This window comes from Duganella sp. BJB476, from assembly GCF_003416895.1.
Classification (GTDB): Bacteria; Pseudomonadota; Gammaproteobacteria; order Burkholderiales; family Burkholderiaceae_D; genus Rugamonas.
This window is the reverse complement of record NZ_QVIO01000001.1, coordinates 1,873,731-1,898,967: the sequence shown is the minus strand read 5'-3', so window position 1 is coordinate 1,898,967 and position 25,237 is coordinate 1,873,731. Positions and strand designations below refer to the sequence as shown.

Here is a 25,237-nt window from a genome sequence, read left to right as displayed (position 1 = left end):
AAAACCCGCGTCCTCTATCTACTGTGCGTCGGCCTGCGCCACTTTCTGGCGCAGCTGGCCGGCGAACTGCGCCAGGTCCTGCGGATTCATGTCCGACACGGCCGAGTACTGCATGCCGTCCTGCGACCAGCGCAGCAGGTGGAAACCCTGCCGCATGCTTGCCTGCGGCGCGCCGGCGTGGGCGCCGGCATCCGGCCAGATGTACAGGTTGAGGATGTGCTGCCGATGACGGTAGGCCAGCGCCGCCACCGGCCGCTGTTGAAGATAGTCCAGTCGGCCGCCGACCAGCGTATAGCCTTGCTCCGCCAGGTCGAACACCGGCGGCGAAAAATCCAGCTTGCCGGCGAACCAAGGCTTGACCGTGTGCTGGTCGGTCGAGGCCACGTCGGCCAGATGGTTGGGCATCAGCGCGCGGAAGTGGCTGGCCACCAGCTCCTGCTCGATGCGCTCGTTGGCGCTGGGCTGGCCAAGGTACAACGTCAACGTGACGGCAAAGGCGGCCGTCGCCGCACCCGTCAGGCCAAGGTTGATCCACGCCCACGGCCATGCGCGCGGCGACGCGCGGCGCGGCCGGTGCGTGGGCTCGGCCCGCAGCGCGGCGTGGATGCGGTGCTTCAGATATTCGGGCGCGGCATGGCGGCTTGCCTCCATGCCGATCCGGCCGCGCAGCGCCTCCAGCTCCTCCAGCGCGGCGCTGCAATCGGCGCAGCCGGACAAATGCGCCTCCAGCTGCCGCCGGTCGGCCACACTCAGTTCATCGTCCAGATACGCCGACAGCATTTCCTGGCTGTGCTTAGATTCCATCCTGCCCTCCGTGCTTCAGATACGCCAGCAGCAGCTTGCGCGCGCGGGCCAGCCGCGACATCACCGTGCCGATCGGCGTCTCGGTCACCTGCGCAATCTGCTTGTACGACAAATCGTCCATCTCCTTCAACACCAGCACCTCGCGGAACGCCTGCGGCAGCTGGGCCAGCGCGGCGTTGACGGTGCGGCCGGTGTCGCGGCTGGCGACGATGGCGGCCGGATCGGTGGATTCGTCGTCGCCATGCAGCGTTTCATCGAAGCTGACATCGCCGCGCTGCGCCTGGCCGTCGCGCAGCGCGCTGTAGTAGGTGTGGCGCACAATGGTCAGCAGCCACGCACGCACGTCGCCGCCGCGAAAGCCGTCGGCAAAGCGGAAGGCGCGCAGGTAGGCGCTCTGCACCAGATCGTCGGCGTCATGCTCGTTGCGGGTCAGCCAGCGGGCCAGGTTGTAGGCCGCGTCCAGGTGCGGCATGGCCATCGCCTCGAACTGCGCGGTTTTATCGTCGTCGCCCAAATACTTATCCATTGCAGTGGTCCAGTCGATGAAGACTCCGCCCGGTGCGGTTTTATTCCCGCCTGAGAAATAAAAAAATAATCGGGAATATCCGGGCCGTGATCCGGGTTTTAGCCGGTACGACCGTCGCTTGCCGATTATGCCATGTCGCGGCGACGTCTTGACAACCACATCACGGAGTACATCATGATCGATCGCAGAGGATTTTTAAAGCTGGGCGCAGTGGGCGGCGGCGCCGTCTTCATGTCCGGCTTGTACGGCAAGGCCATGGCCGCTGCCGGCTACGAGGATTTCTACTTTGTGCAGCTGTCCGATTCGCACTGGGGCTACAAGGGGCCGGCCAATCCGGAGGCGCAGAACACGCTCAGGCAGGCGGTGGAGAGCGTCAATGCGCTGGCCACGCCCCCCGACTTCATCGTCTTCACCGGCGACCTGACCCACACCACCGACGACGCGGCCGAGCGCCGCCGGCGCATGGCCGAGTTCAAGCAGATCGTCGGCGGCTTGAAGGTCAAGGACGTGCACTTCCTGGCGGGCGAGCATGACGCCTCGCTCGACAACGGCGCGGCGTTCCAGGAGTTCTTCGGCCCCACGCACTACAGCTTCGATCACAAGGGCGTGCACTTCATCGCCCTCGACAACGTCTCCGACCCAGGCGCGCGCATCGGCGAGGCGCAGCTGGCCTGGCTGAAGGCGGACCTGGACAAGCAGGCGAAGGACGCGCGCATCGTCGTGCTGACGCACCGGCCTTTGTTCGACCTGGCGCCGAAATGGGACTGGGCCACGCGCGACGGCGAGCAGGCGATGGCGCTGCTGATGCCGTATTCGAACGTCACGGTGTTCTATGGCCACATCCACCAGGAGAACCACCACATGAGCGGCCACATCGCGCATCACGCGGCCAAGTCGCTGATCTTCCCGCTGCCGGCGCCGGGTTCGCAGGACAAACGCACGCCGCTGCCGTGGGATCCGGCCGCGCCGGGCAAGGGCCTGGGCTTCCGCGAGGTGGAGGCCGAGATGAAACCGGTGGCGTATCAGATCACCGAATTCCCAGCGATGAAAGGATAAAACGACATGTTGAACAAACGTAGAATGCTGATGTGCGCCCCGTTGGCGCTGGTCGCCTTGGGCGCAGTGCAGGCCAAGGCGAAGGAGCGGGTCATCAAGATCGAGGCCCGCAAGTTCCGCTTCGCGCCGAACGTGATCGAATTGAAGAAGGGCGAGGCGGTGGTGCTGGAACTGACGGCGCTGGACTTCCCGCACGGCTTCAGCCTGCCGGACTTCAAGATCCGCGCCGATCTGGTGATGGGCAAACCCGTGCGGGTGAAGCTCAAGCCGGAAGAGGCCGGGCAGTTCGGTTTTTTATGCGATAACTTCTGCGGCAGCGGCCATGAGGAGATGTCCGGCACGCTGATCGTCAAGGCCTGAGTTACTCCAGTCCCGATATGGGATTGACGCGTACATAAGGGTCTTTGTTCTTGCGGCTGCGCCACCGGTTGCTGCAACCTCCGGTGTCGCAATTGGCGATCTCGCCCGCGCACGAGGCGACATCGCAGGCGTCGCCGGCGCAGGACAGGTCGGGCAGGTCGCAGGACAGGTCGCAAAAGCCTGCCTGCGCCCGGTGGCGCGCGCTCATGGCGCGCATCGCCGGCGGGCGATGCTGGTGATGCATGTCGCCGCATGCGTTCATGCGGCGGTTCAGCAGCATCAGGCCGAGGATCAGGCCATGCCTGGCGATGACGCGCTGGCCGTAGGCGGAGCAGCTATCCCGGCCGGTGTAGACGCGGAAGGCGCAGGAAAAGCCCTTCAACCGCGACAGGTGGCGTCGATAGAACGCGATGACGGCGAGGGCGAGGTGTTTCATGCGGCTTGATGGAACGCCAATATGTCGGCGGCCAGCGCTTGCGGAGCCTCCATCGGGATCATGTGACCGGTGTCGTCGTGCAGATGCAGGCGGGAGTCGGGCAGGTGGCGCTGCATCTCCTGGAGGTGGGCTGGATCGACCAGCTGGTCGCCGTTCGCGCCGACGATCAGTACGGGGCAGGTGATTTCCGCCAGCCGCTCCATCAGGTCCGGACGCTCCATCGAGGCGGTGAACTGCGCCAGCAGCACGTCCTTGCCGAGGTCCAGCGCCATCTGCTGGATGATGTCGATGATGGACTGGTCACCCAGATGCGCCTCATGCAGCAGCTCGCGCAGGCGCATGCGTGTCATGCCGGTGTAGGCGTTGTTCTTCAACATGGGGATGATGCGGCGGCGGGTTTGTATCTCGGTTTCGCTCAGGCCGCGCGCCGAATTCGCGATCAGCACCAGCGACTGCACGCGTTCCGGGTGCAGCAGCGCGTACTCGATGGCGAGATAGGCGCCCAACGAGAACGCCACCAGGTGCGCCGACGGCGCGCTGTGCGCGGCGATCAGCTCCTGCATCTGCAAGCGCGTGCGCGCCTTGTGCAGCGGCACATGATTGAACACGAAGCCGCTGCCCAGCAGCGGCGTCAAACGGGACCACATCCTTTCGTCGCATAGCGTGCCGGGGATGAAGTCCAGTCGCGTCATACAGCCATCGGCGCTGTGATCGGCGCGTGGTGCTGGTAGCCTTCCAGCGAGAAGTCCGACGGTTCGACCTTTTCCAGCCATTCCGGCTCGTACTTGCCGGTCTTGGCGAAGTCCGGCACGCGGTCGGAGATGCGGAACTGCGGCGCCGGGAACGGCGTGCGGGTCAGCTGCTCCTTGACCATGTCCAGGTGGTTCTCGTAGATGTGGGCATCGCCGATGAAGTAGGTGAACCAGCGCGGCGTGTAGCCGGTCAGGCGGCCGACCAGGTGCATCAGCGCGGCGCCTTCCGCGAGGTTGAACGGCGTGCCCAGGCCCAGGTCGTTGGAGCGGACGTAGAGGCACATCGACAGCTCGCGCGTGGCCGGATTCGGAATGAACTGGTACAGCAGGTGGCAAGCCGGCAGCGCGACCGAATCCAGTACTGCCGGATTCCAGCCGTGGAACAGAATGCGGCGGCTGCCCGGATTGTTGACGATGGTGTCCAGGCATTCGCGCAGCTGGTCGATGGCCTTGTGCAGCAGGACCTTGGTCACGCCTTGGTCCTCGATCTGCGAGATCAGGCGGAAGCCGTTCTTTTGCGCGTCGGCGATCTGCGCCGGCTGGTCGACGGCGATCAGCTTGAAGCCTGGCCATTGGCGCCATTGCACGCCATAGACCGGACCCAGGTCGTCTTCGCCCAAGCGGTAAGGATTGTCCAGCCACTGCTTGTTCTCGTTGGCATTCTGGTCCCAGACCTTGCAGCCCAGCGCGCGGAAGTCGGCGGCGCTGCTGGAGGCGCGCAGGAAGGCGCACAGTTCGCCGACCACGGATTTGAATGCCAGTTTTTTGGTCGTCACGGCAGGGAAACCGTCGTTCAGCAGGTCGAAGCGCATCATCGCGCCCGGCACGCTCAGGGTGCGGATGCCGGTGCGGTTGTCTTGCCAGCTGCCCGTATCGAGGACGGTCTGGATCAGTTCCTGGTATTGCTGCATTCAATTCTCCAACGTGGTGCGCGGGCCGCAACGGCCCGGAAAGGTGGCTATTTTATCAGGCGGCGCACATCGCCGCCCCAGGCGCTCAGCGTGGGCCGGTCTTGCGGCCGCCCGGCTTTGCGGCGGCCTTGCCCGCAGTCCGCGCCATCGACTTGGCGCCACGTCCGCCGGTGACCACGACCGCGCCCTTGGGCGCCGCTGCCGCCGGCTTGGCGCCGCCGTAGATGCGGCCTGCGCCCGGTTTGCCGCCTGCGGAGCGTGCGCCGCCGGGTGGCTTGTCTGATGGCGCCGGTGGCGTCCACGTGCCCAGCGACGCATCGCCGCCGGCGGGACGGGCCGTCACTGCGGGCTTGCCGCCAGCTGCAGCGCCACCCGTGGCAACGCTGCCTGGCGCCGCCTTGCCGCCGGCAGGGCCGGTGAACGGGCGCTTCTTCTTGGCCGGCGCTTCCGCTGCGGCTTTCTTGGCCAATGCAGCGGCCACGCCTTTTGGGCCGGTCTCCGGCACGCGGTGGTCGGCTTCGAAACCCGGTTCCTCGATGCGATGGATGACCTGGCGGGTCAGCGTTTCGATGGCCTTCAGCATATCGACTTCGTCGGCGCAGACCAGCGAGACGGCTTCGCCCTCCATGCCGGCGCGGCCGGTGCGGCCAATGCGGTGGATGTAGTCCTCGGCCACGGTCGGCAGGTCGAAGTTGACCACCTGCGGCAGCGCCTCGATATCCAGGCCGCGCGCGGCGACGTCGGTCGCCACCAGCAGCTGCACTTCGGCGTTCTTGAAGCGGGCCAGCGCGCGCAGGCGGGCCGGCTGGGTTTTGTCGCCGTGGATGGAGTCGGCGGAAATGCCGTGTTCCTGCAAGGTCGTCACCAGCGTCTCGACGCCCTTGCGGGTCTTGACGAAGACCAGCACCTGGCCCCAGTTCAGCTTCTTCAGCAGGTGCAGCAGCAGTTCCGGCTTGCGGCGTTTGTCGGTCGGGATCAGCCACTGCTTGACGGTTTTGGTGGCGGTATTGCTGGCGCTGACCTGGATCGACACCGGGTCTTTGAGCATGCCGGCCGCCAGCTTGCGGATCTCGTCCGAGAACGTGGCCGAGAACAGCAAGGTCTGGCGCTGCTTGGGCAGGGCCGCAAGCAGGATGTCCAGGTCGCGCTCGAAGCCCAGGTCCAGCATGCGATCCGCCTCGTCCAGCACCAGCGTTTGCAGCATGGCGAAGCTGATCGCGCTCTGGTCGTGCAGGTCGATCAGGCGGCCCGGCGTCGCCACCAGCACGTCCAGGCCCTTGCGCAGCTTGGTGATCTGCGGTTCGATCGGCACGCCGCCATAGGCCACGGCCGATTTCAGCGGCAGGTTGCCGCCGTAGCTGCGGAAGCTCTCGTAGACCTGCTCGGCCAGTTCGCGCGTCGGCACCAGCACCAGGCAGCGGATCGCTTTCGGGGCGGTCATGCCGTCCATGGTCAGGCGCTGCAGGATGGGCAGGGCGAAGCCCGCCGTCTTGCCGGTGCCGGTCTGCGCCGCTGCCATCAGGTCGCGGCCTGCCAGCACGGCGGGAATGGCTTGCTTCTGGACGGGCGTGGGCTGTTTGTAGCCCAGCGTCTCCAGCGTGCGCTGTATGGGGTCGATCAGGCCGAGGGCTTGGAAGGTCATGATGTATGCAGTCAAACGAAAAAGAGGGCGCAGTGTAGCCGGTTGCACCGGCTTGTGCAGGAATTAGTTGGACACGGCGTCCGACCACAGGGTCAGGATTTCGCGTACGCGCTGGTCCGGCAGGTTGAGCAGGTTGTCGCCGATATAGAGCTCCACCGAGCTGCGGCCGGGCAGCGCGGCGTGGCTGGCGGCGTTGAACAGCCACACGCCATGCTGCTCGGCGATGCGGTTGCGGATCTCGTTGGCGCGCTCGCGGCTGACCGGCAGGTGCAGGTGCAGCATGCTGGCTTGCGGACGGGCGGGGTTGGGCGTCAGTAGGGGATAGTCGTGCAGCACGTCATACAGCCATTCAGTGCGGCGGAAGTAGTTCGGCATCGCCGCCATCCGGGCATCGAACTGCATCGCGGCGGCCACCACGTACGGCGTGCGCTGGTAGACATTGCCGCCCTGGCGGCGGAACCACTCCTGGGCCTTGGCGATAAACGGCTCGCTCCCCAGCAGCATGGCGCCGCCCATGCCGCCTATGCCCTTGTACATCGAGACGTAGACGGAATCGAAGCCGGCTGCGATTTCGGCGGCCGGGCGGCCATATGCGGCGGCGGTTTCGAACAGGCGCGCGCCGTCCAGATGCAGGTGGATAGCCAGCTCGCGGCAGTAAGCCTTGATGGCCGCCAGATCGTCCCAGCTTGGGCATTGGCCGCCGATCTCGCGCATCGGCAGCTCCAGCGTGGCGGCGCCCAGCTTGTCCGGGATGCCTTTCAGTTCGTCCAGCGTCCACGGACGGTGTGGGTCGCCGATCTGCAGGGCCTGGAAGTGATCGAACAGCTGGTGGTTGCCGCGTTCGTGGCGCAGGATGTGCGAGGTCGGATGCAGCGCCACCAGCTGGCTGCCCCGCTCCGAACAGGCGATGCGCAGCGCGGTGGCCTGCGCCATGGTGCCGCTGATGCAGAACAGCGCCGATTCGAAGCCCAGCAGCGTGGCGACCTTCTGCTCGAAGTCCTGTATCAGCGTGCCATTGCCGTAGGTGTCGTGCGCCACGCCGTTGGCCTCGCACCATGCGGACATCGCCCCGAACAGCTGTGCGGGCGAGGGCTGGCGATGGCCGGGAAGGTGGGTTGTGCAGCTGAGCCGCAGTTCGGCGTCGGTCAAGGCGTTCTCCTGAAAGGGAGAATGTTACCGGCTTTTTGCCTCGGGGGCTGAAAAACCGGCTTTGCGATAGTGTTCGTCGTAGTCCGGCGACAGGGTGCCCATCATCCGGTCCCAGAACAGGAAGTACCAGCTGTAGTTGTAACGCCCCCGTGCATGATGGGTGTTGTGGGCGGTGGAGGTGTTGATCCAGCGGCCCAGCCAGTGCTTCGACAGCGCGCGCGGGAACAGCTCGTAGCCCAGGTGCGTGTACACCGCGTAGGCCGTATTAATCCACGTGAAGATGACCAGCGACCAGAAGGTGACCGGCAACACCAGCAGTATCACGATGCTGCCCAAGCTATCGATCACCGCTTCCAATGGGCTGATCGAATAGGTGGACCAGGGGCCGGTGTTGGTGGAAAGGTGATGGGTGCGGTGCGCCCAGCGGAACAGGCGGCGGTGGTGCATCAGCCGGTGGGTCCAGTAGAACCAGGTGTCCTGGATCAGCATCATCAGCACCACCATGGCGGCGATAAAGCCCCATCCGCGCCCATAGGCGTGCACGCTTTGGTAGAAATGGGTGTGCCGGCCCAGGCCCAATGCAAAAGCCACCGGCATGACGCTGCCGATCACGAGGATGCTGAGGATGGAGGTCAGGACTTCGCGCCGTACCTGTGGCATGCCGATCGGTTTCGCCTGCAGGCGCTGCCGGCTGCCTGGCCGGTAGCGCCACCACAGCCACAGTGCGCCGAACACGGCGACCACGATCATGTAGTCCCGCGCTACGCGTTCGATGTTGAACAAAAGTTTGTACAGCATGGCGCACCCTTGAAAATAAGATAACGCATGCTAAGGCCGGCGGCGCCGGCCGTGCTTATGAATTGATTAATGTTCCACGTGAACGTTGTGGAATTGCAGCGCCGCTAGGTTGGCGTAGATGCCGCCCAGCGCCACCAGCGATGCGTGGGTGCCGGTTTCGACGATGCGGCCGTCTTCCATCACGATGATGCGGTCGGCGCGCTGCACCGTCGCCAGGCGGTGCGCGATGATGACGGTGGTGCGGCCGACCATCGCCGCTTCCAGCGCGGTCTGCACCAGGCGCTCGGATTCCGCGTCCAGCGCGCTGGTGGCTTCGTCCAGCAGCAGCAGCGGCGGGTTTTTCAGCAATGCGCGCGCGATCGCGATGCGCTGGCGCTGGCCGCCGGACAGGCGCACGCCGCGCTCGCCCAGGAAGGATTGATAGCCCTGCGGCAGGCGTTCGATGAATTCGTGGGCGGCGGCCAGCTTGGCGGCCTGGATCACTTCCGCGTCGGTGGCGCCGGCGCGGCCGTAGCGGATGTTTTCCATCGCGTCGGCCGAGAAGATCACCGTATCCTGCGGCACGATGCCGATGGCGTCGCGCAGCGTATGCAGATCGAGCTTGGTGATGTCGACACCATCGAGCTTGATGCTGCCGCTCTGCGGATCGTAGAAGCGCAGGAACAGCTGGAACAGCGTGGTCTTGCCGGCGCCGGAAGGGCCGACCACGGCCACCGTCTCACCCGGCTTGATGTCCAGCGACAGATGGCCCAGCGCCGCCGTGTCGGGACGCGACGGGTAGCAGAACGACACGTCTTGCAGGCTCAGTGCCGCGCCGTTGGCGGCGCGCGGCGGCAGCGCCAGCGGCATAGCCGGCGACTGGATGTTCGACTTGACCGACATCAGTTCCAGCAGGCGTTCGGTGGCGCCGGCGGCGCGCTGCGCTTCGCCCATCACTTCGGACAGGGCGCCGATGGCGCCGGCCACGATGGACGCGTACAAGATGAATTGACCGAGGTCGCCGCCGGTCATGTCGCCGTTGAGCACAGCGTGCGCGCCCAGCCACAGCACGAAGACGATGGTGCCGAACACCAGCACGATGGCGATCATGGTCAGCAGCGCACGTGCGCGGATGCGGCGCATGGCGGTGCCGAACGCGCCTTCGACCGAGGCGCCGAAGCGGTCGGATTCGATTTTTTCGTGGGTGAAGGCCTGCACCGTCGGCATGGCGTTGAGGATTTCGCCGGCCATGGCGGAGGCGTCGGCGATGCGGTCCTGCGAATCGCGCGACAGCTTGCGCACGCGGCGGCCGAACATCACGATCGGCAGCACGGTCAGGATCAGCAGGCCGATGATGATGGCCGACAGCTTGGCGCTGGTCACGAACAGCATCACCAGGCCGCCGATGAACAGCAGCACGTTACGCAGCGCCATCGAGATGCTGGTGCCCACCACCGCCTGGATCAGCGTGGTGTCGGTGGTGATGCGGGACAGGACTTCGCCGGTCTGCGTGGTCTCGAAAAACTCGGGGCTTTGCGTGACGACATGTTTGTAGACGGCGCTGCGGATGTCGGCGGTGACGCGCTCGCCGAGCCAGGAGACCGTGTAGAAGCGGGCCGCCGTGGCCAGGGCCAGCACGGTGGCGACGCCGAACAGCGCCAGGAACACCAGGTCGACGTGTTTGATGCTCTTGTCGCCGGCGCCGCCGAAGCCCAGGTCGATCATCTGCTTGAACGCGGCGGGGATCGCCAGCGTGGAGCCGGCGGCGACCACCAGCGCGATGCCGGCCAGGACGAACTGGCGTTTGTACGGCAACAGGAAGGGCGTGAGTCCGCGCAGAGTGGCTAGACTGCCTTTCTTGGCTTCCCTTGCTGTGTTGGGGGCGGCTGCGGACTGGGTGCTGGCGGTGGTGCTGTTGGTCATCGTGTGGCTGCTGTTTGTAAGTATTCTTTGTTGACGATTAGGGTGTTACTAAATTGTTCGGTGCTGCTAAAACCTTATCGGACCTACGTAGCCGGTCATTTCCAGGTAGGCGCGGCCGGCCGGCTTGCCGTCCCGGGCTAGCGTTACCGCGCCCTCCCAGTACACCGCGCCGACGGAACGCCGCGAGTCGAGCTCCTGGTCGTCCTGCAAAGGGACGACCTGCCACACGGTGCTGCCGGTGGTGAGCTGGGTCGCGACGGGATACTCGGCCTTGGTGCGGGGTGAACGCCACCGCCTTTGCGGGGTAAAGCTGACCTGGTCCTGCGAGAACTGCGTGATCTTACCGGATGCGTCGCGCCATGTCGCGTGCGACCATAGTTTAGCACCTGTCTTGCTGCGCATCTGGAAAGCCATCAGGGCGCCGCCATCGGCGAGATTGGCGCCTATCCAGTCCCAGCCGGCGGCATCGGCGGCGACGTATTGGGTGGACCATTCGTGATCGAGCCAACTAGCGCCGGTGACGGCGACCGCCTGGCCGGCGCGGGTGACGGTGCCGGTGGTGGTCAACTGTGGTTGGCTGTAGTAGTAGCTGCTGTCGGAAAGCTGCGCACCCTTGCGGGAATAGCCACGGTCGCCCTGCAGCAGCAAGGGCTGCGACGGCGTCAGTTTCAGCTCTAGCTTGAAGCTGGCGGCGTCGAGGTGCACCTGGTAGCTGCCGTCGGCGGCGCGCTTCATGCGCCAGTCTTCGAGCTTGACATCGGTGTCGCCGACCTTGACGTAGGACAGGCCGAAGCCTTCGCGCGCGCTGCGCTGGTCGTGCAGCAGCTTGCCGTTGGCCGGATCGGAGACGGCCGCATGGCCGATGATCAGCTGCTTGGGGGCGAACTGGCTGGGATTGGCGCGGTCGTGCTGGGTGGCGCTGCGGAAGAAGGTGACCTGGAAGCCCAGCGGCTTGCCGTCGGCCGTGTTCAGCCAGCCGGTGACGTACCACCATTCGGTTTTATAGTCGGTATGGGCGCCGAAGTCCGCCGGGAAGCTCAGCGAGGCGCCGGGCTCCAGCGGCGCGACCGCCTTGAACACCGGCTCGGCGGCTTGTGTGGACACTGCGGCCACTAGCATCAGCATGGCCGCGCAACGTTGTACGAAATGCTTCATCACCAGTCCTCCCTGACTGCGCGTATCGGTCCGCCCGACAACGATTGGCGGCCGGCCAGCAGCGCCGTCAGCGCGGAGGCGGCCAGCAGCAGGCCCGCCACGATGGCCAGCAAAGGCCACGGCAAGTGCAGCTGCATGGTCCAGTGGAAGGACTGCGGGTTGACCACAAAAACCAGTATCAGGCTGATGACCCAGCCCAGTACGAAGCCGGTGACGATGCCCAGCCCAGTCAAGGCGCCGCCTTCGATCGCCAGTATCGACAGAATCTGCCGCCGCGTGACGCCGACGTGGCGCAGCATGCCGAACTCCTTGGCCCGCGCCAGCGTCTGCGCCGAGAAGGTGGCGGCCACGCCGAACAGGCCGATGACGATGGCGATCGCCTCCAGCAGGTAGGTGATGGCGAAGCTGCGGTCGAAGATCTTCATGCTGATCGCGCGGATCTCGGACGGCGCGGTGGTCGTCAGCGCGGCGCCGAACGGCAGGCGCTTCATGGCGCTTTCGGTATCGGCGGCCTTGGCGCCGGGCTTCAGCCACAGCGCGGCGTTGCTGGCGTCCATGTCGCCGGTGATGGCGCGATAGTCGCTCAGCCGCATCTGGATCGAGCCGGTCGGGCGGGCATAGTCGCGCCACACGCCGGACACCTGGAAGGCGTGCAGTTTGCCGTTCAACGGCAGTTCGATGCGCTGGCCGACGCTCATGCCGTACAAATCGACCATCGCTTCCGATATCCATACCGGCGGCGGAGCGCCGGGGCCGGGCACCTGCGTGGCGCCGACGATGGCCAGGGTTTTGCCTGGATCTGCCGGGTCCACATGACGCGCCATCAGGGCGACCGGCGGCCTGGCGGCTGCCAGCGAGATCGCGCGCACGCGCAGGAAGTCGGCGCTGGCGACGCCGGGCAAGGCGGCGATGGTGGCCTGCTCCTGCGGCCGCAGTCCGGCGGTGGTGCCGGCGCTGGTGGTGCTGACGTAGATATCGGCCGGCAGAATGTGTTGCAGCCAGTCGTCCAGCGATACGCGGAAGCTGGCGACCATGATCGCCATTGCCACCATCAGGCTGAAGCTGGACAGCACGCCGCCCAGCGCGATGCCGGCTTGGCTGGAAGCGTTGGCGAGGCGCGACAACGTCAGCGTGACTACCGGCGAGGCGCCAGGCTTGCCGGCGGTGGCCGCGCTCCAGCGCTGGTGCGCCATCTGGAACACGATGGCGGCCAGGCGTGGCATTAACGCGATGGCGCCGACCAGCAGCAGCGCGATCGACAGGTAGCCGAACAAGGGCAGCTCAAATATCGGCGGCGCTTGCGACAGCAGCGCGGCCAGCGCGATGCAGGCGAGCGCCGGCCAGGCCTTGGACAGCCGCGACATCGCCGCTTCCTCGGTGCCGGACTTGAGCGCGACGGCAGGCTTGGCGCGGGCCGCATCCAGCGCCGGCGCGGCGCAACCCAGCAAGGCCACGGCGACGCCGAGCGCGAAGTAGACCGTTGCGGCGATCGGCGTGAACTGCACCTGCGGCCGCACGCCGGAGAAGAAGCCGGCGCCCAGGTCGGCGCCCATGAAGTGCAGCGCGGCGGCCGCCATGCCGTAGCCGGCGGCGATGCCGATGGCCGATCCGGCCACGCCCAGGCTCAGGCCTTCGATCAGGATCTGGCGCAGCAGGTGCTTGCGGTCCATGCCCAATACGCGCAGCAGCGCGAACTGGCTGCGGCGTCGTATCACCGACAAGGCCTGGGTGGAGAACACCAGGAAGGCGCCGGTGAACAGCGCGACTAGTGCCAGCACGGTCAGGTTGACGCGGTAGGCGCGGCTCATGCCTTCGTTGCGATTGTTCTGGTCTTCGTCATTGGGCTGGTTGACGCGGAAGCGGCCGGGGTAGTCATGTTGCAGTTGTTGTTCCAGCTCGGCTTTGAAGGCGTCGCGATTGACGCCGTCGCGCAGTTTGAGGTCGATGCGGGACAACAGACCCAGCTTTTCGAAGCGCCACTGCGCCGCGCCCAGGTCCATCACGCCGATGCGTTGGCCGGCGCGGGCGCGTTGCAACGAGCCGGCCACGCGCAGTTTCAGTTCGCCGACGCCCACTTGCAACGTCAGCGGCGCGCCTTTGGCGGGCTTGAGCCATTGTTGCGCTGCCGTCGACAGGAACAGGGCGTCGTCGGCCAGGATGTCGGTCGGGTGGTCTTCGGCGGGCACGCCAATCAGGTCGGACGAGATAAAGCTGGCGCGGAAGGCGTCGATGCCGAGGATCTTCAGCGCGGTCGATTCGCCGGGCACGGAAGCGTCGAACTCCAGCACCGGCGACGCCACGGCCACGCCGGCGCGCTGCGCCAGCACGGGGTAGATGGCTTCGTCGAAGAATGGCTCGGTGCCGCGCACCTGAACGTCGGCCACGCCGGACAAGCCCTTGATGGCGGACGAGAATTCGTTGAAGGCGGCGGCGTTGATCAGATGGATGGCGAAGCCGAGCGAGATGCCGACCGCAATCGCCGCAATCGCCACCAAGGCCCGCAGCGGATGCGCGCGCCATTCGCCCAGCAACAGCCAGCGTGACAAACGGCCCATCGCAGCCGTGTCCCGGATCGGCGCCGGGGTGGCTGGTTGTGCTGCCGATATCGGTTCAGGCATCGCTTCGGGCATTACTTCGGACACTCCAGCGCCAAGGTGTCGCCGGCGCGTTTGGCGCGCAGCTTGGCGTTATCGAGATTGGGGAGGGAGGCGCGAACCACGTCTTCATCGGCCCATCGCTTGTTCAGTTTGAGTTTGCCGCAGCGTTTGCGCTGCGCGACTGCGGCTTGCGCGGCCTTGTCGGCGGCGCGCGCGTCCTGGTCCTCGTGCTGGTGGCGGGCCTTTTCCAGCTTGGCCGCCTCCTTGCGTTGCCGCGCCAGATCGGCCGCCGCTGCGGGATCGGCTGCCGGTGCGATCGGCACCGCTAACGTTGTCGCCGACGCCGCGTTGGCAGGGCAAGGCAGATCGCTATAACTGACCTTGCCGTCGACGGTGCATTTGTTGACGCCCTGGCCATGCGCAGCCAACGCCACGGCCCACAGCAGTACAGCGCTAATCTTCATGACAGTCCCGATCACAGAATTTTCCCGGGATTCATGATACCCAGCGGATCCAGCGCTGCTTTGATGGCCCGCATCATGTTCAGTTCCACCGCCGATTTATAGTGCGCCAGCTCGTCCCGTTTCAGGGCGCCGATGCCATGTTCCGCCGAAATCGAGCCGCCGAAACCGACCACGCTGTCGTGCACCACGCGATTGACCTTGTCCTGGTTGGCCAAAAAGTCTTCGTTGGAGATGTCGTCCGGCGGCGCTACGTTGTAGTGCAGGTTGCCGTCGCCCAGATGGCCGAAGCACACCAGCTGGCAGCCGGGGAAGGCCGCTTCCAGCAAGGGCCCGGTGGCCGCGATGAAGTCGGCGATGCTCGATACCGGCAGCGAGATATCGTGCTTGATGTTCTTGCCGGCCTTGGCCTGCGCCAGCGGGATGTGCTCGCGCAGCTGCCACAGCCCGGCCGATTGCGCCACCGAATTCGCCACCACCGCATCGCTGATGACGTCGCGCTCCAGCGCCGCGCCGATGGCCTGTTCCAGCAGGCCGACGGCGTGCTGCTCCGATTCGCTGCTCGACAACTCCAGCAGCACATACTGCGGATGCGGCGCGGCGAACGGTTTGGGCAGCGATGGGAACTGCTGCGCCACCAGCTCCAGGCAGTAGCGCGACATCAGCTCGAAGCCGGTCAGGCTGGAGCCGCAATGGTCCTGCATCAGGTTCAGTAATTGCAGAGCATGGGCGGGCGAGGGCAGCGCGGCCAGCGCGGTGATGCTGGCCTTGGGCTGCGGATAAAGCTTGAGCACCGCGCCGGTGATGATGCCCAGCGTGCCTTCCGCGCCGATGAACAGGTCGCGCAGATCGTAGCCGGTATTGTCCTTGCGCAGGCCGCGCAAGCCGCTCCAGATCTCGCCTTGCGGCGTGACGACTTCCAGGCCGAGGCACAATTCGCGCGTATTGCCGTAGCGGAGAACCGCCGTACCGCCGGCATTGGTGGACAGGTTGCCGCCGATGGTGCAGCTGCCTTCCGCCGCCAGCGACAGCGGGAACAAACAGCCCGCAGCGGCAGCGGCTTCCTGCACCTGCTGGAGGATGCAGCCCGCGTCCACGGTCATGGTGCGGTTGACGGGATCGACCTGGCGGATGGTGTTCAGCCGCGCCAGGGACAGCACGACGGCGCTGCCGCTGGCGTCTGGCACGCTGCCGAGCACCAGGCCTGTGTTGCCGCCCTGAGGCACCAGTGCCACGCGCCACTGCGCGCAGGCGCGCACCAGCGCCGCCACCTGGTCCACCGACGCCGGCCGCAACACGGCCAGCGCCTTGCCGGTAAAGCGTCCGCGCCAATCGGTGAGGAAGGGCGCCATGTCGGCGGGCATGTCGAGTACAAAGGCGTCGCCCACCACGGAGCGGCAGTGGGTGAGGAAGTCCATCATTTGACGGTGTTGACCTTGACCTTGTCCAGCAGTTCCTTGGCCAGCTTCTTCGCCGCTTTTTTATACGGACGCAGATACATCACGGCGCACACGAAGTAGATGCAAACGATCAGCGCCTCGCCCCAGGCCAGCCATGCCGACAGCGTGCCCTTGTCGCTCCAGCCGCGCACCACGCCTTCGGTGAAGTACAGCAGTATCATCATCGAGGTCCACTGCAAGGTGTAGATGTCGCGCTTCCATACGCCATACAGTGGCAGCAGCAGCGGCAGGGCCTTCAGCACCAGCCAGGAACCGCCCGGCTTGAGCGGCGCCAGCACCATCTCCCACAGCACGCACCAGATAATCAGCGTCGCCAGGCTACCGATGGCGCCCCAGTGAAAATACTTTTGCATCGTGTTTTCCATCATGCGATCCCGTTCAAGCGACGGCGCGCAGTTTGACGGCCGTTTCGGCCAGGCGCCGGCCCAGCGCGATGGCCAGGCGTTTTTCATCTTCCGTGATGGTCTTCTTGCCGTCAAGTCCCGACCAGTGGCTGGCGCCGTAGGGCGTGCCGCCGCTGGAGGTGGTCATCAGTTCCGGGTTGGTGTAGGGCAGGCCGAGCACCATCAGGCCGTGGTGGAACAGCGGTATCATCATCGACAGCAGCGTCGATTCCTGGCCGCCGTGCAGGCTGCCGGTGGACGTGAACACGCACGCCGGCTTGCCGGCCAGCGCGCCGGACAGCCATTGGGCGGCCGTGCCGTCCCAAAAATACTTCATCGCGGCGGCCATGTTGCCGAAGCGGGTGGGCGAGCCAACCGCCAGGCCCGCGCATTCGGTCAGGTCGTCCAGCTCGACGTAGGGCGCGCCGTCGGCCGGCACGTCCGGCTCGGTGGCTTCGGTCACGGTGGACACGGCTGGAACCGTGCGCAGGCGCGCATCGCAGCCCGGAACGCTTTCCACGCCCTGGGCGATCAACTCGGCCAATTTGCGGGTGGCGCCATGGCGGGAGTAAAACAATACGAGAATAATCAGATTAGCTTGGTTCATCGGCGGTATTATAGGGCGCTTTAGCGGGTGGCATCGCTGCCACCCTTGTATTTCGATTATCGCCCATGTACGAAAAATATATTCATCCGGTTTTCCAGTATGTTTCCCGCAGCTGCCGTGGCGGGATAGACACAATGCGTTCGCTGTCCTGGCCCGAAGTGCGGGACCTGTTCCTGTTTGCCCAACGCCGCCTGCGCGAGGAAAGCCTGCCGCAAGTGGCCGGCAGCCTCACTTTTACCACGGTGTTCGCGCTGGTGCCGCTGTTGACGATCGCGCTGGCGATCTTCACCACGTTCCCGCTGTTTAACTCCTTCCGCAGTTCGCTGGAAGCCTACTTCGTGCAAAGCGTGATGCCGAAGTCGATTTCCACCACCATCCTCAACTACCTGACCATGTTCGCCTCCAAGGCCACGCGGCTGTCGGCGGTGGGCGCGGTGGCGCTGATTTTCACGTCGATCGCGATGATGAACCTGATCGAGCGGGTGTTCAACCGCATCTGGCGGGTGCGCGCCGAGCGGCGCTGGACCAAGCGCATCCTGGTCTACTGGGCCATCATCACGCTGGGCCCCTTGCTGATCGGTGTGTCGCTGACGCTGTCGGGGCAGGTCTTCATGGCCACCAGCGATTTGATCGGCGACGTGCCGGTGGTCGGCGCGCTGATTTATACGGTGCTGTCGCTGGCGCTGACCACGGCCGGCTTCACTCTGCTGTACGTGGCTGTGCCGAACCGCGACGTCGACTGGTACGACGGCGCCTGGGGCGGCCTGGTGGCCGGTCTCGCGTTCGAGGTGGCCAAGCGCGGTTTCGCGGTCTTCATCACCCAGTTTCCGACGTATTCGAAGATCTATGGCGCGCTGGCGGCGCTGCCGTTGTTCCTGTTGTGGGTCTATGTGTCGTGGCTGATTACGCTGTTTGGCGCGCTGCTGGTGGCTGCGCTGCCGGTGGTGAAGTACGAGCGCTGGTGGCATGAGGCGCAGCCGGGCGGCGAATTCGTCGACGCGATGGCGATTCTGAAGGTGCTGCATGTGGCCTGCAAATGCGGCGACACGGCGCTGGTGAGCGCGGGCGCGATCCGCGCGCGCACGCGGCTGGGCTTCGACGAGATGGACACGCTGCTGGAAAAAATGATGATCGCCGGCTGGGTCGGACGCGTCAAGGTTGAGGCGCCGCAGCGGGTGCAGTGGGGGAAGCGCGTCAGCGACGGCGGCGATCACTGGGTCATCCTGGCCAATGTGGAGAAGCTGACGCTGGCCGAAGTCTATCGCCTGTTCGTGTTCTCGGGCCTGCCGATCAATGCCGGCGTGGTCAGCGACAGCGACGATGAGCGCGACCAGCAAGTGGCGCGCGAAGCGGCGTCGCTGGCGCGGGAAGTGGAATCGGCCGTTGAAGCGGGCCTGGGCAAGACCCTGGCCGATCACTTCGGACCGATCGACTGCCGCTAGTCTTTCAAGTTCGCCGCGTTGCTGGCGCGCGCCAGGCTTGAGCGCGCTCCCGCGACGGCCTGCAAACGCTCTTGCAGGTAGCTGCTCAGGCGTGGATGCTGGCTGAAAGCGACATTGAAGCGGATGTGCTGGTCGGGCGTGTCATTGGCCGAGAAGGCGGCGCCCCGCATCAGCAGGATGTTGTTGCGGTAGGCGTCCTGCACCAGCAAGTCGACGTCCAGGCCTTCGGGCATCGTGCCCCACAAGAAAATACCGGCGTCGCCGGGCTGCTCGAACAGCACGCCCGCCGCGCTCAGTTGCTGCGTACTGGCGTTGCGCGCCGCCATGATCTTGCGTTGCATGCGGTCCAGGTGTTTGCGCAGGTTGCCTGCCCTGAGGACTTCCAGCAGCACATACTCGTTCAGCGCCGGCATCGTCATGATGGAATGGATCTTGGTCCGCATCAGCACTTTGAGCAAGGCGGGGGCGGCGGCGAGATAGCCCATCCGCAGGGCGGGACTGAGCACCTTGCAAAAGCTGGAGTAGTAGATCACGCCGTCGAGCCCGGCCATGGCGGCCAGCCGGGTACTGTGGCCTTGCTGGAAATGGCCGTGCACGTCGTCCTCGGCGATCAGGAAGCCGTGCTGCTGCGCCAGCATCAAGACCTTGTGCAGATTGGCGGCGCTGCTGCTCCATCCTGTCGGGTTGTGCAAGGCCGTTTGCACGAACAGCAGGCGCGGGCGGTGTTCGCGACAGGCGGCCTCCAGCTCATCCAGGTCGAGGCCTTCGGGGCGGCGCTTGATCGGCACCAATCGTATGCCGTCCTGGCGCAGGCGGCCAAACATCAGGAAGTAGCCGGGGTCTTCCACCAGCACGGTGTCGCCAGGCTGCAAAAAGCTCCGGCAAATCAAGTCGATCGTATGGGTGCCGCCCAAGGTGGTGAGGATGTGGCCGGCGTCCGCAGCGATGCCGATGCCGCGCAACAGCAGCGCGATGTGCTCACGCAGTTCCGGCAGTCCCTGGGGCGGACAGCGCGAGGCCATGCCGGCGGCGCTGCGCGCCAAGGCCTTTTGCACGACGGTGGCCGGTACGGCGTCTTGCAGCCAGGTCGGCGGCAATGCGCCGCTGCTGGCCAATAAGATGCCGGCACGCTGATCGTTGGCTTGCTGCGCCAGCCAGACCGGCTCTTGCTCCTCGCCCGCTTCCAGTGCGACCTCATCGGGAATGGATTTGCTAGCACCGTTCGTCGTGCTGACAAAGAAACCAGCCGTGCCGTGGGAGTCGATGATCCCCGCCGCGACCAGCCTGTCATACGCCGTCACGATGGTGTTGGTGCTGACCGCCAGCTGCGTGGCGAGCTGGCGTATCGACATCAGCTTGGCTCCGCCAGGCAGCGCCCGGCTCTCGACCATTTGGCGCAACTTCGCCTCAATCTGCGAGGACAGGGCGATGGGAGAGGAGCGGTCGATGGCGAACATGGCGAGAGTCTAGCGTAAAAACATCATGGCGAGGACGAGCAAGATGGCGGCCATCGTCAAATTGAACAGGCGCTGCTTGCGTGGATCTTGCAAGAAGCGGCGTATCGAGAGGCCGAACAAGGCCCACATGGCGTTGCAAGGTGCGCCGACCAGTGCGCCAATCGTCGCGACCAGCAGCGCATTGACGGCCGTGTTCTGCCCTGCAGGCATGAACACCGATGCCACGGTAACAGCTTTTACCCAGCTCTTGGGATTCAGCGCCTGGAATGTCGCGGCCTGACTGAACGAGACTGCCTTGGGCGCTGCGGCGCCTCTCACCGATGCCCCGCTGAGCTTCCAGGCCAGGAACACCAGGTACAGCGATCCCGCGATGCGCAGCGCTTTTTGCGCCACCGGGTAAGCGACAAAGACACTGCCCAGTCCCAGGCACATGAGCAAGGTTTGCACGAACATCCCGGCCTGGATGCCCATGATGACCGGCAGCGCGCCGCGGCCGCCGAAGTTGGCGCCCGTGGTGGCGAGCATGACGTTGTTCGGTCCGGGCGTGGCCGACATCACCAGGCAATAGCTCATCAAGGGCAGCAGTTCGGTCATGGTTTGCAATTCTTGGTGTGGAAGTGGCACCAGTCTAGGAGCGCGGCGCGGTGGGCGCAAGGCACAAGACCATGGCGACAGGCTCATGCTGTATCAGTCGATGGATGGGGACAGTTGCTGATCGTCCAGCTATCGTTATAGAATTGGCATTCATAAAAATCAACTGGGAGATGTCATGCTGAGAATGCCGATTGCGGTGGTCTTGTTGGGTTTTGCCGGCGTGGCGTCTTCCGCCCAGCAATTGCACCCGCCAGGTTTGGGCGAGCGCGGCAACGAGGCCAGTATCGCGGTCGATATCAATGCCTCCGGCCAGGTGGCCGGCATCATCGAGGAAGAGAACGGCCGCCAGCGCGCGGTGCTGTGGAATAAGCGCCTGGTTGAACTGGGTACCCTCGGCGGCAGTAACTCTTTCACTACCGGCATCAACATCGGCGGCGACGTCGTCGGCTCGGCGATGGATGGCGACGGCCACTGGCGTGCCTTCGTCGTCCGCGCCGGCCTGGCGATGCGCGATCTTGGCACGCTGGGCGGCGGCAGCAGCTATGGCACCGGCATCAGCCGCTCCGGCCAGACGGTGGGCTTCGCCGACACCAGCGACGGCTACTTCCACGCTTTCTCTACCGGCGCCAATGGTGACGGCCCGCTGGTCGACCTGGGCACGCTGGGTGGCAATATCAGCTACGCGGCCGGCGTCAACACCGACGGCGTGGTCGTCGGCACGGCGGCGCTGTCGGATGGCTATCGCCGCGCTTTTATCTACCGGCCGGGCGTCGGCATGAAGGAGTTGGGCACGCTGGGCGGACGTTCCAGCGGCGCCACCGCCGTCAACGATTCCGGCGTGGTGGTCGGCTCATCGGAAACGCCGGACCGCCGCTGGCACGCCTTTGTCCACGATGGCAAAAAGATGGTCGACCTGGGCGCGATGATCGGTTACGGCAACAGCTTCGCCACCGCCATCAACGCCGCCGGCCACGTGGTCGGCAGTATCCGCATCGGCGACGAGCGCCGCTCCTTCGTCTACCGCGACGGCAAGATGACCGTGCATCCGGGCGGCTTTGGCCTGTACCTGGTCAACAGCATCAACGCCGAGGAACTGGTAATCGGCGCCAAATACGTCGGCAAGAAGTTCGAGGCATCGACCATGCACTCGGCGCAGCGCGCCGTGGTCACGCACGGCGACACCGATCTGGTGACGCTGATCGTGGTGGTGCTGACCACCACGGCGGGCATCGTGATCTACCGCCGCCGTTATCGCGGCATCGTGCTGCAGGGCGCGAACCGCATCATCCGCTTCAAGTTCCCGCAAAACTGAATAGCGAGAATCTTGAGAATCTTGAGAGGGCGTGCTAATCTGGGACTACCTACCGGATCCGATTGCTCCTTGAGGAGTTATCTTGGCACACACAGTCAGAAATAGAGAAGCCGCGCATATCCTTGCGCGCCATGATGCTGTTGAACTTGTGCTTGAGCAGTTCACGCAGCTTGTTGAAGCGCGCCTGGATGCGCTTGCTCGCGGCCGTGATCGTGAAAGAGTGATCGCAGTTGGCATGCAAGCTTTAAGTGAAGCGCGCGCGTCGCTACCGAGTATCTCTTCCAATAATTCGCTGCCCGCTGCCAAGCTAAAGGCTTCGGATGTTATTGCTCAGGGGTTGGTATCACTTTCGCAGCCTACGTTGTACCGGGCTGCTGAAAACAGACGGTTTTACTTTGTTACGCCCAAGGGGCGCAGCATCGGCAGGGAGTTCCCTGTTTGGCAATTCGTTGAACCGGTACCCGAATTAATCGAGCCAGTGTTGCACCAGCTTCAGAATCAGCCGAATAGTGAGATTCATGCATTCTGGGTCGGTGCAACTGACGAAATTAATGAACTCTCGCCGGCCGAACTACTGGCAGGAAAACCATTCGAGACGCGTCGTGATGTACATAAAAGCCAGCTGCGATTGCTGAATCTGCCCGCAAACGAACGCTTGCGCAAGGTTCAGGAGTTAGCGGAGCTTTATACCAAGGGCATGGCCGACATCGTAGGCTAAGACATGTCTTCAAAAAAGAAGGCTGTTACACCACCTCCGCATATCGCTCGGACCTTGCCATCAGATGCGCGCATATGGCAAGCATTCGCGGATAACAACGGTGCGTTCGCCTTCCACTGGATTTATCTTGGCGATAGTACGATTACCGCCGCGTGGGAGGCCGGGCTGTGCGTCAACGACGCAAGCATGCCGGGGACATTTTTCTTTGCGCGCAATGCAGCGGACGCATTGATCGCAGGGATGACGTTTACTCGGGATCTTCGATTGCTGGATTTGACCGGCGACGCGATCAGTAAACTTGGCATTTACGCTGAACTCCTCGATCCCGGGCACGAGTGGTGTCAGTGGCTTGGCTGTGCCCTGGATCGCATCATTGCAAGACATCCTCATTTGGATGGCATACGCTATATGTCCAGAAAACATACTGGGCACTATGCATACGCCATCTCATCGCGGCGGATGGACAGCCTGGATGTGTTTCGGCAAACATCAATCAACCGCTTTCAAGACACTGCCGAATACATAGCGCTGCAGCGGGATTCCTGCTTCGCCAAGTTTTAGCGGCTGGCGAAACTGAACAGGGCGTCCAGCACCGCGTCCGGCTGCTCGCTCATCAGCGAGTGGCCGCTGTCCACCGTCACCACCTTGCCATGGCTGATGGTGGAGGTCAGCAGCTTGGTGGATTTGGGCGGCGTCATCATGTCGCGCGCGCCGAACAGGAACAGGGTGGGGCAGCGCACCGCCTGCGCCGCTGCTTCGCCGTTGGCGTAGGCGTTGCAGGCCGAGAAATCCGTGTAGAACAGCTGCTGCGGATTGATCTGCGAGACGCGCTGCATCAGCCGGCGCGAGCCGCCCATGGTGTTGAAGCCCGGTCCCGGGCACGACGGCTTTTGCGCGATCGACGAGTGCGACCAGATGTTGACCATGTCGATGGCGCTCTGCTCATCGGTGCGCGAGGTTTCCAGCAGCGCGTCCGAGACCTTCATCGGGTAGGTCGAACCGATCATGCCCAGATGCGTCACGCGCTCCGGCGCCTTGTGCGACGCTTCCAGCGCGATCAACGATCCCATGCTGTGGCCGAACAGCGCCGCCTTCTGCACGCCGGCGGCGTCCAGCACTTGCAGCAGCCAGTCCGCCAGTTCGGGCACGCTGGTCTTGGCCGCGCCCTTGCTGCGGCCGTGGCCCGGCAGATCCACCGCCAGCACGCTGTAGCCATGATGGGCGAAATAGCGGGTCTGTAAAATCCACACCGAATGATCGTTTTGCGCGCCGTGGATGAAGACTACGGTCGGCAGGGCGGCGTTGAACGGCTTGCCGCCGGTGTAGCAGTAGGCGTCCACGCCTTGTACGGTCAGCAGCATGTCATGCTCCTTTCTGCGACAGCTTCAGGCCGCGCGCCAGGTCTTCGATCAAATCGTCCACGTCCTCCAGGCCGACCGACAGCCGCATCGTGCCTTCGGTGATGCCGGATGCCGCCAGCTGCTCGGCCGGCACGCGGAAGTGGGTGGTGGAGGCGGGATGGATCGCCAGCGATTTGGCGTCGCCGACGTTGGCCAGGTGCGAGAACACTTTCAGGCTGTCGACGAAACGGCGGCCGGCGGCGCGGTCGCCCTTCAGGTTGAACGAGAACACGGCGCCGCAGCCTTTGGGCAGCAGGCGCTTGGCCAGTTCGTAGTCCGGGTGCGTCGGCAGCTCGGGGTAGGACACCGACTCCACGGCGGGATTCGACAGCAGGAACTCGACCACCTTGCGGGTGTTGGCCACGTGCCGGTCCATGCGCAGGCCCAGTGTCTCCACGCCTTGCAGCACGGCGAAGGCGTTGTGTGGGCTCATGACGGCGCCGAAGTCGCGCAGGCCTTCGCGGCGCGCGCGCAGCGCGAACGCCGCCACCGTGGACTCTTCGGTGAACACCATGCCGTGGAAGCCGTCGTACGGTTCGCACAGTTCGGCGAAACGGCCGGTTTTTTCGTAGGCCGCTTGCCAGTCGAAGGTGCCGCCGTCCACCAGCAGGCCGCCGATGGCGGTGCCGTGCCCGCACAGGAACTTGGTCGCCGAGTGGAACACCAGGTCGGCGCCGTGCTCGAAGGGCTTGAGCAGGTAAGGCGTGGTGAAGGTGGAGTCCATCATCAGCGGCAGGTGCTGCTCGTGCGCGATGGCGGCGACGGTTTCGATATCCAGCACGTCCAGGCCCGGATTGCCCAGCGTTTCCGCGAACAGCACCTTGGTGTTCGGGCGGATCGCGGCGCGCCAGGCGTCCAGATCGCGCGGGTCGACGAAGGTGGTTTCGATGCCGAAGCGCTTGAGTGTGTAGGCCAGCATATTGTGCGAGCCGCCGTACAGCGCGCGCGAGGCGACGATGTGCGAGCCGGCGCCGGCGATGGTCGCCAGGCCGAGGTGCATCGCGGCCTGGCCGCTGGCGGTGGCGATGCCGGCCACGCCGCCTTCCAGCGCGGCGATGCGCTCCTCCAGCACGGCGTTGGTCGGGTTCGAGATGCGGGAGTAGACGTGGCCGGCGCGTTCCATGTTGAACAGCGAGGCGGCGTGGTCGGAGTCCTTGAAGGCAAAGGATGAGGTGAAGTAAACCGGCGTGGCGCGGGCGCCGGTGGCGGGGTCGGGCGCCGCGCCGGCGTGCAGGGCGAGGGTATCAAATCCGGGGTATTTGGGTCCGCTCATAGGGTCTCGTTGGAGTTATAGGAATGCCCGGCATCCTACCCT

25 protein-coding genes are annotated in these 25,237 nt (G+C 64.9%); 6 read left to right on the top strand and 19 right to left on the bottom strand.

From position 1 onward, the window contains the following. Nucleotides 1–18: 18 nt before the first annotated feature. Together D0T21_RS08335 and D0T21_RS08330 are read right to left on the bottom strand one after the other, a co-directional pair. Nucleotides 19–804 (bottom strand): anti-sigma factor, encoded by a 786-nt coding sequence (locus D0T21_RS08335; RefSeq protein ID WP_116990864.1) that lies wholly within the window; start codon nt 802–804, stop codon nt 19–21. After that, nucleotides 794–1,330: a sigma-70 family RNA polymerase sigma factor gene (locus D0T21_RS08330; protein ID WP_116990863.1), complete on the bottom strand. Its 537-nt coding sequence runs from the start codon at nt 1,328–1,330 to the stop codon at nt 794–796. Before D0T21_RS08330 ends, D0T21_RS08335 begins: the two co-directional genes overlap by 11 nt. 174 nt (nt 1,331–1,504) lie before the next feature. Between D0T21_RS08330 and D0T21_RS08325 the strand changes: the two genes are divergently transcribed. Together D0T21_RS08325 and D0T21_RS08320 are read left to right on the top strand one after the other, a co-directional pair. Continuing rightward, nucleotides 1,505–2,386, top strand: coding sequence for a metallophosphoesterase (locus D0T21_RS08325; RefSeq protein WP_116990862.1), 882 nt, complete (start codon nt 1,505–1,507; stop codon nt 2,384–2,386). Nucleotides 2,387–2,392: 6 nt separating this feature from the next. Beyond that, the gene (locus tag D0T21_RS08320) at nt 2,393–2,746 is read left to right on the top strand and encodes a cupredoxin domain-containing protein (protein ID WP_116990861.1); all 354 of its coding nucleotides are present in this window, start codon (nt 2,393–2,395) and stop codon (nt 2,744–2,746) included. Between the two features lies 1 nt (nt 2,747). Here the strand turns inward: D0T21_RS08320 and yidD are convergent, their stop codons facing one another. The 13 genes from yidD to wrbA form a co-directional block, all read right to left on the bottom strand. Continuing rightward, a complete protein-coding gene (gene yidD, locus D0T21_RS08315) occupies nt 2,748–3,182 on the bottom strand; it encodes a membrane protein insertion efficiency factor YidD (protein WP_116990860.1) in 435 nt (144 codons plus the stop codon). Next, complete coding sequence (locus D0T21_RS08310; RefSeq protein WP_116990859.1) at nt 3,179–3,874, bottom strand: alpha/beta fold hydrolase; 696 nt, start codon at nt 3,872–3,874, stop codon at nt 3,179–3,181. The genes yidD and D0T21_RS08310 overlap by 4 nt, the downstream gene beginning before the upstream one ends. After that, the gene (locus D0T21_RS08305; protein WP_116990858.1) at nt 3,871–4,845 is read right to left on the bottom strand and encodes a thymidylate synthase; all 975 of its coding nucleotides are present in this window, start codon (nt 4,843–4,845) and stop codon (nt 3,871–3,873) included. Before D0T21_RS08305 ends, D0T21_RS08310 begins: the two co-directional genes overlap by 4 nt. A gap of 85 nt (nt 4,846–4,930) precedes the next feature. Then, entirely contained in the window at nt 4,931–6,487 is a 1,557-nt protein-coding gene (locus D0T21_RS08300) for a DEAD/DEAH box helicase (RefSeq protein WP_116990857.1), read from the bottom strand. A 63-nt stretch (nt 6,488–6,550) separates the two neighbouring features. After that, the gene (locus D0T21_RS08295) at nt 6,551–7,636 is read right to left on the bottom strand and encodes a low specificity L-threonine aldolase (RefSeq protein WP_116990856.1); all 1,086 of its coding nucleotides are present in this window, start codon (nt 7,634–7,636) and stop codon (nt 6,551–6,553) included. 24 nt (nt 7,637–7,660) lie between these two features. Beyond that, nucleotides 7,661–8,434, bottom strand: coding sequence for a sterol desaturase family protein (locus D0T21_RS08290; RefSeq protein ID WP_116990855.1), 774 nt, complete (start codon nt 8,432–8,434; stop codon nt 7,661–7,663). A 66-nt stretch (nt 8,435–8,500) separates the two neighbouring features. After that, nucleotides 8,501–10,336 (bottom strand): ABC transporter transmembrane domain-containing protein, encoded by a 1,836-nt coding sequence (locus D0T21_RS08285; RefSeq protein WP_116990854.1) that lies wholly within the window; start codon nt 10,334–10,336, stop codon nt 8,501–8,503. 66 nt (nt 10,337–10,402) lie between these two features. Further along, nucleotides 10,403–11,491, bottom strand: a complete 1,089-nt coding sequence (locus D0T21_RS08280; protein WP_116990853.1) for a lipocalin-like domain-containing protein — start codon at nt 11,489–11,491, stop codon at nt 10,403–10,405. Next, nucleotides 11,491–14,046 carry an FtsX-like permease family protein gene (locus D0T21_RS08275; protein WP_116990852.1) on the bottom strand — a complete coding sequence of 852 codons (2,556 nt, stop codon included), beginning with the start codon at nt 14,044–14,046 and terminating at the stop codon, nt 11,491–11,493. The genes D0T21_RS08280 and D0T21_RS08275 overlap by 1 nt, the downstream gene beginning before the upstream one ends. 74 nt (nt 14,047–14,120) lie before the next feature. Further along, the gene (locus tag D0T21_RS08270; protein WP_116990851.1) at nt 14,121–14,552 is read right to left on the bottom strand and encodes a DUF4124 domain-containing protein; all 432 of its coding nucleotides are present in this window, start codon (nt 14,550–14,552) and stop codon (nt 14,121–14,123) included. A gap of 11 nt (nt 14,553–14,563) precedes the next feature. Continuing rightward, entirely contained in the window at nt 14,564–15,970 is a 1,407-nt protein-coding gene (locus tag D0T21_RS08265; protein WP_116990850.1) for an FAD-binding oxidoreductase, read from the bottom strand. Then, a complete protein-coding gene (locus tag D0T21_RS08260) occupies nt 15,967–16,374 on the bottom strand; it encodes a DUF2069 domain-containing protein (protein WP_116991060.1) in 408 nt (135 codons plus the stop codon). Before D0T21_RS08260 ends, D0T21_RS08265 begins: the two co-directional genes overlap by 4 nt. A 13-nt stretch (nt 16,375–16,387) precedes the next feature. After that, nucleotides 16,388–16,999 carry an NAD(P)H:quinone oxidoreductase gene (wrbA, locus tag D0T21_RS08255; RefSeq protein ID WP_116990849.1) on the bottom strand — a complete coding sequence of 204 codons (612 nt, stop codon included), beginning with the start codon at nt 16,997–16,999 and terminating at the stop codon, nt 16,388–16,390. A gap of 134 nt (nt 17,000–17,133) precedes the next feature. On the opposite strand from wrbA, the gene D0T21_RS08250 reads away from it, so the two are divergent. Beyond that, nucleotides 17,134–18,441, top strand: a complete 1,308-nt coding sequence (locus D0T21_RS08250; protein ID WP_229211382.1) for a YihY family inner membrane protein — start codon at nt 17,134–17,136, stop codon at nt 18,439–18,441. Here the strand turns inward: D0T21_RS08250 and D0T21_RS08245 are convergent. Together D0T21_RS08245 and D0T21_RS08240 are read right to left on the bottom strand one after the other, a co-directional pair. After that, complete coding sequence (locus D0T21_RS08245) at nt 18,438–19,898, bottom strand: PLP-dependent aminotransferase family protein (protein WP_116990847.1); 1,461 nt, start codon at nt 19,896–19,898, stop codon at nt 18,438–18,440. The genes D0T21_RS08250 and D0T21_RS08245 overlap by 4 nt on opposite strands. Nucleotides 19,899–19,907: 9 nt before the next feature. Continuing rightward, complete coding sequence (locus D0T21_RS08240; RefSeq protein WP_116990846.1) at nt 19,908–20,492, bottom strand: LysE family translocator; 585 nt, start codon at nt 20,490–20,492, stop codon at nt 19,908–19,910. A 175-nt stretch (nt 20,493–20,667) separates the two neighbouring features. Here D0T21_RS08240 and D0T21_RS08235 point away from each other — a divergent pair, with 175 nt between their 5' ends. From D0T21_RS08235 to D0T21_RS08225, 3 genes are all read left to right on the top strand, one after another. Then, complete coding sequence (locus D0T21_RS08235; protein WP_199538493.1) at nt 20,668–21,804, top strand: HAF repeat-containing protein; 1,137 nt, start codon at nt 20,668–20,670, stop codon at nt 21,802–21,804. Between the two features lie 82 nt (nt 21,805–21,886). Further along, nucleotides 21,887–22,522, top strand: coding sequence for a hypothetical protein (locus D0T21_RS32385; RefSeq protein WP_229211381.1), 636 nt, complete (start codon nt 21,887–21,889; stop codon nt 22,520–22,522). Nucleotides 22,523–22,525: 3 nt separating this feature from the next. Further along, nucleotides 22,526–23,083 (top strand): hypothetical protein, encoded by a 558-nt coding sequence (locus tag D0T21_RS08225; protein WP_147328051.1) that lies wholly within the window; start codon nt 22,526–22,528, stop codon nt 23,081–23,083. On the opposite strand, the gene D0T21_RS08220 is transcribed toward D0T21_RS08225, so the two are convergent. Both D0T21_RS08220 and D0T21_RS08215 read right to left on the bottom strand, forming a co-directional pair. Continuing rightward, nucleotides 23,080–23,883, bottom strand: coding sequence for an alpha/beta fold hydrolase (locus D0T21_RS08220; RefSeq protein WP_116990843.1), 804 nt, complete (start codon nt 23,881–23,883; stop codon nt 23,080–23,082). The two genes, D0T21_RS08225 and D0T21_RS08220, sit on opposite strands and share 4 nt — an antisense overlap. A 1-nt stretch (nt 23,884) precedes the next feature. After that, the gene (locus tag D0T21_RS08215; protein WP_116990842.1) at nt 23,885–25,195 is read right to left on the bottom strand and encodes an O-acetylhomoserine aminocarboxypropyltransferase; all 1,311 of its coding nucleotides are present in this window, start codon (nt 25,193–25,195) and stop codon (nt 23,885–23,887) included. Nucleotides 25,196–25,237: the final 42 nt, after the last annotated feature.

Coding starts and splice junctions, on each gene's coding strand:
- D0T21_RS08335 (WP_116990864.1), bottom strand. CDS start 804: ATGGAATCTAAGCACAGCCAGGAAATGCTGTCGGCGTATCTGGACGAT.
- D0T21_RS08330 (WP_116990863.1), bottom strand. CDS start 1,330: ATGGATAAGTATTTGGGCGACGACGATAAAACCGCGCAGTTCGAGGCG.
- D0T21_RS08325 (WP_116990862.1), top strand. CDS start 1,505: ATGATCGATCGCAGAGGATTTTTAAAGCTGGGCGCAGTGGGCGGCGGC.
- D0T21_RS08320 (WP_116990861.1), top strand. CDS start 2,393: ATGTTGAACAAACGTAGAATGCTGATGTGCGCCCCGTTGGCGCTGGTC.
- yidD (WP_116990860.1), bottom strand. CDS start 3,182: ATGAAACACCTCGCCCTCGCCGTCATCGCGTTCTATCGACGCCACCTG.
- D0T21_RS08310 (WP_116990859.1), bottom strand. CDS start 3,874: ATGACGCGACTGGACTTCATCCCCGGCACGCTATGCGACGAAAGGATG.
- D0T21_RS08305 (WP_116990858.1), bottom strand. CDS start 4,845: ATGCAGCAATACCAGGAACTGATCCAGACCGTCCTCGATACGGGCAGC.
- D0T21_RS08300 (WP_116990857.1), bottom strand. CDS start 6,487: ATGACCTTCCAAGCCCTCGGCCTGATCGACCCCATACAGCGCACGCTG.
- D0T21_RS08290 (WP_116990855.1), bottom strand. CDS start 8,434: ATGCTGTACAAACTTTTGTTCAACATCGAACGCGTAGCGCGGGACTAC.
- D0T21_RS08285 (WP_116990854.1), bottom strand. CDS start 10,336: ATGACCAACAGCACCACCGCCAGCACCCAGTCCGCAGCCGCCCCCAAC.
- D0T21_RS08280 (WP_116990853.1), bottom strand. CDS start 11,491: ATGAAGCATTTCGTACAACGTTGCGCGGCCATGCTGATGCTAGTGGCC.
- D0T21_RS08275 (WP_116990852.1), bottom strand. CDS start 14,046: ATGGGCCGTTTGTCACGCTGGCTGTTGCTGGGCGAATGGCGCGCGCAT.
- D0T21_RS08270 (WP_116990851.1), bottom strand. CDS start 14,552: ATGAAGATTAGCGCTGTACTGCTGTGGGCCGTGGCGTTGGCTGCGCAT.
- D0T21_RS08265 (WP_116990850.1), bottom strand. CDS start 15,970: ATGATGGACTTCCTCACCCACTGCCGCTCCGTGGTGGGCGACGCCTTT.
- D0T21_RS08260 (WP_116991060.1), bottom strand. CDS start 16,374: ATGGAAAACACGATGCAAAAGTATTTTCACTGGGGCGCCATCGGTAGC.
- wrbA (WP_116990849.1), bottom strand. CDS start 16,999: ATGAACCAAGCTAATCTGATTATTCTCGTATTGTTTTACTCCCGCCAT.
- D0T21_RS08250 (WP_229211382.1), top strand. CDS start 17,134: ATGCGTTCGCTGTCCTGGCCCGAAGTGCGGGACCTGTTCCTGTTTGCC.
- D0T21_RS08245 (WP_116990847.1), bottom strand. CDS start 19,898: ATGTTCGCCATCGACCGCTCCTCTCCCATCGCCCTGTCCTCGCAGATT.
- D0T21_RS08240 (WP_116990846.1), bottom strand. CDS start 20,492: ATGACCGAACTGCTGCCCTTGATGAGCTATTGCCTGGTGATGTCGGCC.
- D0T21_RS08235 (WP_199538493.1), top strand. CDS start 20,668: ATGCTGAGAATGCCGATTGCGGTGGTCTTGTTGGGTTTTGCCGGCGTG.
- D0T21_RS08225 (WP_147328051.1), top strand. CDS start 22,526: ATGTCTTCAAAAAAGAAGGCTGTTACACCACCTCCGCATATCGCTCGG.
- D0T21_RS08220 (WP_116990843.1), bottom strand. CDS start 23,883: ATGCTGCTGACCGTACAAGGCGTGGACGCCTACTGCTACACCGGCGGC.
- D0T21_RS08215 (WP_116990842.1), bottom strand. CDS start 25,195: ATGAGCGGACCCAAATACCCCGGATTTGATACCCTCGCCCTGCACGCC.